Source organism: Thioalkalivibrio sp. ALE23, from assembly GCF_000378545.1.
Lineage (GTDB): Bacteria > Pseudomonadota > Gammaproteobacteria > Ectothiorhodospirales > Ectothiorhodospiraceae > Thioalkalivibrio.
In genome coordinates this window covers 1-7,630 of sequence record NZ_KB900052.1, presented here as the reverse complement: position 1 = coordinate 7,630, position 7,630 = coordinate 1, and the positions used below count along the sequence as shown (strand labels likewise).

At 59.3% G+C, this 7,630-nt stretch carries 8 protein-coding genes; all 8 read left to right on the top strand.

The genetic code is table 11. The features are described from left to right. Nucleotides 1-689: hypothetical protein (locus F573_RS15290; RefSeq protein ID WP_019023021.1), on the top strand; the 689-nt coding region annotated here is incomplete at its 5' end. Then, a complete protein-coding gene (gene traD / locus F573_RS0113440; protein ID WP_019023020.1) occupies nucleotides 686-2,542 on the top strand; it encodes a conjugative transfer system coupling protein TraD in 1,857 nt (618 codons plus the stop codon). The genes F573_RS15290 and traD, both read left to right, overlap by 4 nt. Before the next feature lie 18 nt (nucleotides 2,543-2,560). Next, nucleotides 2,561-3,217 (top strand): DUF4400 domain-containing protein, encoded by a 657-nt coding sequence (locus F573_RS0113435; RefSeq protein ID WP_019023019.1) that lies wholly within the window; start codon nucleotides 2,561-2,563, stop codon nucleotides 3,215-3,217. Between the two features lie 67 nt (nucleotides 3,218-3,284). Continuing rightward, nucleotides 3,285-4,313: a CpaF family protein gene (locus tag F573_RS0113430; protein WP_019023018.1), complete on the top strand. Its 1,029-nt coding sequence runs from the start codon at nucleotides 3,285-3,287 to the stop codon at nucleotides 4,311-4,313. An 18-nt stretch (nucleotides 4,314-4,331) separates the two neighbouring features. Next, complete coding sequence (locus tag F573_RS0113425; RefSeq protein WP_019023017.1) at nucleotides 4,332-4,712, top strand: TrbC/VirB2 family protein; 381 nt, start codon at nucleotides 4,332-4,334, stop codon at nucleotides 4,710-4,712. 6 nt (nucleotides 4,713-4,718) lie between these two features. Then, a complete protein-coding gene (locus tag F573_RS0113420) occupies nucleotides 4,719-5,063 on the top strand; it encodes a TrbC/VirB2 family protein (protein ID WP_019023016.1) in 345 nt (114 codons plus the stop codon). A gap of 18 nt (nucleotides 5,064-5,081) precedes the next feature. Beyond that, nucleotides 5,082-5,426, top strand: coding sequence for a VirB3 family type IV secretion system protein (locus F573_RS0113415; protein ID WP_019023015.1), 345 nt, complete (start codon nucleotides 5,082-5,084; stop codon nucleotides 5,424-5,426). Beyond that, a partial coding sequence (locus F573_RS0113410) for a VirB4 family type IV secretion system protein (protein WP_038033508.1) occupies nucleotides 5,420-7,630 on the top strand: 2,211 nt, incomplete at its 3' end. The genes F573_RS0113415 and F573_RS0113410, both read left to right, overlap by 7 nt.

Below are 7,630 nucleotides of genomic sequence, written 5' to 3'. Positions count from 1 at the left end.
GCGCGACCGGCGGCGGAATCCGTCTGGGGGACCAGGCTGATCCACCACCGGGGGAGGCGCCAGGGGGCGACCGGGAAGTCGAACAGTCGAAAACCCAAGGGCAGGGGCATCAGAAAGGCCCGAGCCCGTCCGATGAAGCGAAGCCGGCCGAGGGCACCAAAAAGGCGCAGTCCGGGTTCCACCCGCGCGGGAAGCGCAACGAGATCGCTCAACCCCCGAGTGGGGAATCACAGAAACCGCCCCAGCAGGCGAAGGGTGAGCCCAAAAACTCGGACGAAGGGGAAGCGAAGCCCTCGAAGGGAGGCGAAGAAAGCAAGGCGAAGCCAGAGAAGCGGGCCGGTCAGACCCCGAAGGGGAAGAAGCAACAGGCAACCGCCCAGGGCGGCGAAGGTGGTAAGTCAGCCCCCAACGCAGTTGGTTCAGAACAGAAGTCGGGGTCCATGGGCGAGGCGGGTTCAGCCCTTCGGTCGGTGGTCAAGGAGCGGTTCGAATCTGGATTGACCGAGATTTCCGAAACGGAGTTGATGGAGGCGGTCAATGAAATCTCGAGTCAGAAAATCCAGCGTGGCAAGTTGCGCAGCCTGGTGGCGGCCCGGTCGATGAATCTGAAGATGGAACGAATCGAGATGGAAGGGGAACAGCGAGGCTATCGGATTCTTGAGCACCCCGGGAGCGAGGATGGTTCATGATCTTTACTGCCAAGGATGAATACGAAGTACCGTTTCGCCCGAATTTCGAGCTCCGTTCGGCGATCGTGTGGTTGATCGCGGGTGCGGCAACGGCGCTCATCGGGTTTGCCAGTAATGCCTCCTGGCCGATGACGGGGATGATGATGATCTTCATCCTCTCCATGGGGGTCTATCGGGGGATTCAGGCGTGGCCCCGGTGGGCGGAAATCCGCCGAATGCGGGATGCAACACTGAAATTCATCGATGTGGATGGACTACAGGAAAAGATGCAGCCCGGGAAAATCTGGCTCGGGCGGGGGTACATCTGGGACAAGGAGGCCGCGAACAAGGCGTATTCGGTTCTGCGCCGGGGGCCCAGCCAGGTCATCGGGAAAGAGCCGAAGACCAACCAGATTGGCGGGGCCTATTGGCTTCAGGGCTTGAAATACGCGCAGGACGTGTACGCCTCGGAGAAGTTTCTGGAGGGGCACACGGTGATTGTCGGGACCACCGGATCCGGCAAAACCCGTCTTTACGATCTGATCCTGACGCAGCTGATTTTGAAGGATCAGTGCGTGATCGTGATCGACCCGAAGGGTGACCATGAGCTACGCGAGAATATGCGGCGGGCCTGTGAGCGGCTGGGGCAGCCCGAGCGGTTCTCGATGTTTCATCCGGCCTATCCTGATCGGTCGGTTCGGTTTGATCCGCTGAAGAACTGGAACCGTGGGACGGAAATCGCCACGCGTATCACCGACCTTATGGCGAGTGACGGGTCCGACCCGTTCCGTGACATCGCCTGGAACGCGCTGAACTCGGGGATACAGGGGATGATCGAGGTCGGCGAGAAGCCGAGTCTGCGAAGCATCCGCGCCTACATCGAGAGTGGTCCCGGGGATCTGATCGCGCGCGTCCTGCCCGTGCATTTCGAGACCTGGTCCTCCGACTGGAACCAGCGGTTCCGGATGTTCTGCTCGAACGAGGGCGAATCCGTGGATGCCGGAAAGGGCGCTTCGGAGCAGGACCAGCAGATCACGAAGATGATTGCGTTTTACACCGATGTTGTCGCGAAGACGCACCGTAGCTCGGTGGTCGACGGACTGGTGACGGCTTACACCCACAATCGCGAACACCAGCAGAAACTTCTCGCCTCTCTTGTCCCGGTTCTGTCGAAGATGACCGCGGACGTGCTCGATGAACTGCTAAGCCCGCGGTACGACGATCTGGAAGACGATCGACCCGTATTGGACATGGCGAAGGTGATTCGCGAGAACAAGGTCTTCTACGTCGGGCTGGATTCGCTGGCGGACAGTACGGTGGGGTCGTCCATCGGCTCGATCCTGCTGGCGGACGCGGCCGCGGTGTCCGGCGATATCTACAACTACGGCGGCTACGGCGACGAAGGGGAGAAAAAATCGGTCTGGTTCTGCATCGATGAGGCTTCGGAGGTTCTGAATGAGCCGGCGGTCCGCATTCTGAACAAAGGCCGAGGATCGGGGATGCGGGCCCTGCTGGCGACACAGACGTTGTCCGACGTGGAGGTGCGAATGGGCGACAAGCCGAGCGCGCTTCAGGCCCTGGGCAACATCAACAACAAGATCATCCTGCGTCTTCAGGATGGAGACACGCAGGAATACATCGCGAAGTCCATGCCCAAGATGAAAGTTGAGGACCTTCAGACCGGGTATCGGGAAGGAACCGGGGATTTCGGAGAGGTCCAGACGAGCCGTTCCGGGTACAGCGAGACGCTGGAGGCCGAGGAGCTTGAGGCGGTTCCCCCGCCGCTGTTCGGAGAGATCCCGAACCTGAATATCCTGGCGACACTCGCCGATGGAAGGATGATGAAGAGCGAAGTGCCCATCCTCCAATACTGAAGAACGAAGGGAATCGTTATGCCGGGTCAGCCGACCTCTCCACAACAGCCGCTATCCAAATTCCGGCTCGCCATCGCCATCGTGCTGTTCCAGACGGTGACGCTGTTTCTGTTCGCCGGACAGGACTACATGAAGGGGATGCTCGACTGGGAGCGGACGCTGAATGCGTGGGTGATTGGAGAGTCGGCAGAACTCGCCTATAAGGAACGGGCCGATCAGGTATTCATGACGACGATGGTTGATACCGGCTTTCATGGGACGGTTCGCTCCTGGTCGGGGAATATGGCTCGGGGCTTCACGATGGACGGCTCAGCGGGGGACCTTGATACGAGTCAGAACGCAATCTGGGAGCAGCTGCAAGTGTTCTGGCTGGCGATCTGGGCGATGTTCTATCGGATGCTATCCGTGGTGGATTGGCTTCTGGTCTTTCTACCGGTCGGTGTGGCGTTGGTGATGGACGCGCTGTACGGGCGTGAAAAACGCAAGTGGCAATATAGCCTCACGTCGCCGCTGAAGAATGAGACTTTTCGTCACATCGTGGGCTGGACTTCGTTTGCGCTGTTCTATGCCCCCTTCAGCCTGGTTCCCATGCCGATGTGGATTGTGCCGATCATCCTGGGTGTGGGCATAAGCGCATTCGGGGGGCAGCTTCGCTCGACTCAGAAGCGGGTCTAGGCACCGAAGGGATCCCTCGGTTATAGTAGTTTCGATTCGATGGAACGAATACGCAGGGAGCGTGGACATGGATGCAAAACAGGCCGAGCATGCCGCGGAAATGCTCCACAACTATCTGGAGCCCCTGGCGGGGTATCTGGATGACCCCGAGGTTCAGGAGATCATGGTCAACGCGCCGGATTCCGTGTGGATCGAGCGCGCCGGTGACCTGTTCCGCGCGGATGTATCCGTAGATCCGAACTCGATTCGCGCAGCCATCGTTCTGATGGGGCGCATGGATGACAAGGACGTCCGCGAGGATGGTGAAAACGCCATCATCGATACTCAGATCAAGGGTATGCGCGTTGCCGCGGCCCTGGCCCCCACCGCCCGAGCAGGGCATTCCATCTGCATTCGGAAGCATCGTGAAGTGCGATTCACGATGGAAGACTATGCACGCCAGCTTGCCGATTTCGCTCTGGACGGTGATCACGGCGAGATGCCGGAGCCGGCTCCTCCCCAGCATAATGGGGAAGGGCTGAAGGAATGGGTGGACTGGCTCATCCGCACTCGACAAAACTTTCTGGTCTCCGGGGGGACGTCGTCCGGGAAAACCGCCTTGCTGAACGCCCTGCTGCAGCATATTCCGGAAGATGACCGCGTGATGGTCTTGGAGGATGTCCCGGAGCTGGACGTGGCCGTGCCCAACCAGGTGCGCGTCCAGACGAATGATCAGATCGGGATCGATATGCGGCGTCTTCTGAAGTTGGCCCTGCGGTACCGCCCGGATCGCATCGTTATCGGGGAGATCCGTGGCGGCGAAGCCTTCGACATGATCCAGGCGATGAACACCGGACACGATGGCGGTTGTTGCTCCCTGCATGCCAACAGCGCCGTTCAGGCCCTGAGTCGCCTGGAAACCCTGATTCTGATTGCGGACGTCGGATGGCCTTCGGACGCGATCCGCAATCAGATCGCCTCGACTATCGATTACGTCATTCAGATGACGCGGACCGGTGGTCGTCGGCATATTGCCGAAATCGTGCGTGTGGACGGATACCGCAACGGACAGTTCCAGTTTACGGACGTGTTTCGGTTCGAGCCTGAAAAAACGTAAAGACAAGGAAGATCGAAAATGCTGATGTTGAGTGTGATGGCGAAAAGCATCGGAAGCGATGTGAAGGATTGGTTCAGCCGCCCCCAGAACAGGTTTGCTCTGGCGATGGGGATGGTCGCGTTGTTCCTGATGGTGGAGCCGGCGCTGGCTCAGGCCGGGGGTGCTGAAGAGATGCCCTGGGAGGGGCCGTTGCGGATGGTGACCGAATCCCTGTGCGGACCGGTTGCTCAGGCGGCGGCAGTCATTGCGTTTGTGGTGACGGGGCTTCTGGTCGCCTTTGGCGAACTGAACGGCATCTTCAGTGTGATGATGCGAGTTGTGTTCGGCCTGTCGGTTGCGCTGTTCGCGATCAATTTCATGAGCTTCTTCGGCGCCGCCGACGCCCTCCCGGGCTGCTGATCCCGCATGCTGGGTTCGTTGCTCCAGACGAAGACTGTGCGCTCGTCCCGGGTGCTGCTGGTTGCAGCATTCGGGATGCTCGCCGTGCTGTTCCCGGAGATCGCTCTGGCAAACTCGGATGCAGTGCCGTGGTATGACACGCTTGTCTTAATTCGGGACTCGTTCTGTGGCCCTGTGGCGCGAGCCGGAATCATCATCGCGTTGGTGGTGACCGGGCTAACGCTGGCATTCGGGGAGCTGAACGGCCTGACCGCCATTGCTTTCCGACTGCTTTTCGGGATGACGCTGGCACTGCTGTCGGTCCAGTTCATCGGGATGTTCGGGTTCAGCGAAGCGGAATGTGGAGCTTGACGACTGACGGAGGTTTTCATGTCGGAACAGGGTGACGGAGAGTTTGATCCGAATGTACTGCGTCAGGCCCCGCTACGAAGCAGTCTGATGGAGGGGAAGCGGATCGCTGGCGTGGAAGACAAGCTGGTGATCGCGAACGGCACGGTCGCTGCGGCCATGATCATGGGCATGTATTGGTACTGGTGGTTCGTGATTGCCTGGCTGTTGCATCGTTTCCTGAAGCATATCTATAAGCAAGACCCGCAGGCGCGGTTGGTGTACATGCGGTATGCCCGGCAGGCAGACCGATACGAACCGTGGCCGCGACTGAATCAGAAAGCCAACAAACGCCCCCAGGGATGGGATCGGGATACGCTGTGCTGAAACTCGACCGAGAACGACCGGACAAGTCCTATCAGGATGCGCATGGAGCACTGGCTGAGTTCCTTCCATGGATGGCCTTCCTGACGGACGAACTCGTCCTCTGCAAAGACGGCTCCTTGTTGGCGGGGTTTTCGTACGAAGGCTACGACATGGAAGGCGTGGAAGCGATCGAGATCAACACGCTGGTCGAGCGTATCGAGGCCGCAACGAAAGCACTGGAGCCCGGTTCGACATTGTGGTGGACCACGCAGCGACGCCGCGTGGAGATGTGCATGCCCTCCGACGCGATGGATAACCCCGGCTCCCGATATGTCGAGGCGGAGTGGAACCGGAAACTGGCCGCATCAACCGGATACATCCACCGGAACACCCTTTCGATCAGCTTTCCCCCGGAAAGTGGGACCGGTCGGTTTTTCTCCGTTTACGGTCAGGCGTTGTCGCAAGGCGACAACATGATCCGGGCGGCGAAAAAAGCGGCGCAGATGACCCTGTCGAACAAGAACCGTTTGATGCTGGACGCTGAAGAGACCTTCACGCGCGTCAATCGTATCGAGAATCAGATTGCGCAGTTCACGGCGGCACTGGCATCACTGGGCCTGAAAAGGCTCAGGGGTAAGGAGTTTACCGCCATGCTCCACCGCTCCATCTCGCCAAGCTCGGATCAGGAAGCGGTGGCGGCGGATTTCCGGAACACCTATCTCGATTCGTTCCTGGGCGATGAAAGCCTAACCGTCAATGCCTCGAACCTGCAGTTCGACGGCGACAGTGTGCGTTACGGAGCGACCGCTTCAATCAAGGCCTGGCCGCACTATACGCAGCCCGGTATCTTTGATGCCGTGCAAATGGCGGATGCGGAGCTGGACTTTACGATCACGTTTCGTACGTTGGAGCCCGAGGACGCCAAAAGCTACATCGAGGACATACGGCGTCACAACGCCAATTTCTCGAAGAGCATCGTCGGCTACTTCAAAGAGGCCATTTCTCAGGGCGGGGAAGAAGCCACTCAGGACAATACCCGGCTCGTGCAGTTCGAGGAAGCGGATGAGGCGCTGACGGATCTGGGCGCTGGCGGAAGCGGAGGGTTCCTTCTTGCGACGCTGACTGTATTCGGTTCGGACCCGAAGGATCTGGAGAGACGCTACGCGGATACCATGAAGCTGCTGCGGCGCCGGCAGTTCACCTTGCTGCGGGAGAAGGTTCACCTGCTTTCGGCCTGGACGGGGCACATTCCGGGGCAGGTGCAGGAACCCGTGCGCTGGATGTTCGTTTCCGGCGAAAACTACGCGGACTGCCTCCCGGTCCGGGCCGTCAAGAGCGGTGACCGCCATAATGCCTACCTGACCCAGCAACGAGGCGTGGAGACCAGTGCCCTCACCACTCTCGAAACCGAAGATCGCATTCCCTACTTCTTCTCCTGGCACGAGTCGGATCTTCCGCACGGGATCGTCATCGGTCCCTCCCGGTCGGGCAAGTCGGTCCTGATGATGTTCCTCGCCAGCCAGTTCAATCGTTATAGTCCCAGCCAGGTTTTCATATTCGACAAGGATTTGACCTGTCGGATACCGACGTACATGCACGACGGAAACTATCTCTGGCTGAACCAGGAGAGCGCGCCAATGAACCCGGTGGCGCAGATTGACACCGAAGAGGACATGCGTTGGTTCGCTCAGTGGGTGGAAATCCTTCTCGAATCGAGGGATTACACCGTTACTGCCAAGGACGAGCAGGAAATATGGCAGACGATCCAGCAGGTGGTGGAGCTGAAAAAGAAGGGCAAGCCCGTCACGCTGTCCTCGTTCGCGGTGCAGCTGAGCCAGCATCTGGCGGAACAGCTGCAGTCCTGGGTGGGGGACGGGCAGCGAGCCGGCCTGTTCGACAACCCGGAAGATGCGCTCAGTTTCTCTCATTGGACGGCGATGGAAATGGGCGGGCTCTACGACGATCCGCGTGCGGCTCGCGCGTTCATGGATTATGCGTTTCACCGGATCTACCAACGCCTGGATGGCCGGCCCACAATGATCTATGTGGAAGAGGCCTGGTTCATGCTGGAGGATGAAACATTCGCCTCGAAGGTGAATGACTGGCTCAGGACACTGGCGAAGAAGAATGCGCTCCTCGTGTTGACCACCCAGTCGCTGGAGGAGTTGTCCGAGTCCAAGGCGTTCGTTTCGATGGTGGATAACATCCCGAATCGCATCTTCCTT

Excerpts from the sequence above, each read along its gene's own strand:
- F573_RS0113415 (WP_019023015.1), top strand. The coding sequence starts at position 5,082 with ATGTCGGAACAGGGTGACGGAGAGTTTGATCCGAATGTACTGCGTCAG.
- F573_RS0113420 (WP_019023016.1), top strand. The coding sequence starts at position 4,719 with ATGCTGGGTTCGTTGCTCCAGACGAAGACTGTGCGCTCGTCCCGGGTG.
- F573_RS0113425 (WP_019023017.1), top strand. The coding sequence starts at position 4,332 with ATGCTGATGTTGAGTGTGATGGCGAAAAGCATCGGAAGCGATGTGAAG.
- traD (WP_019023020.1), top strand. The coding sequence starts at position 686 with ATGATCTTTACTGCCAAGGATGAATACGAAGTACCGTTTCGCCCGAAT.
- F573_RS0113430 (WP_019023018.1), top strand. The coding sequence starts at position 3,285 with ATGGATGCAAAACAGGCCGAGCATGCCGCGGAAATGCTCCACAACTAT.
- F573_RS0113435 (WP_019023019.1), top strand. The coding sequence starts at position 2,561 with ATGCCGGGTCAGCCGACCTCTCCACAACAGCCGCTATCCAAATTCCGG.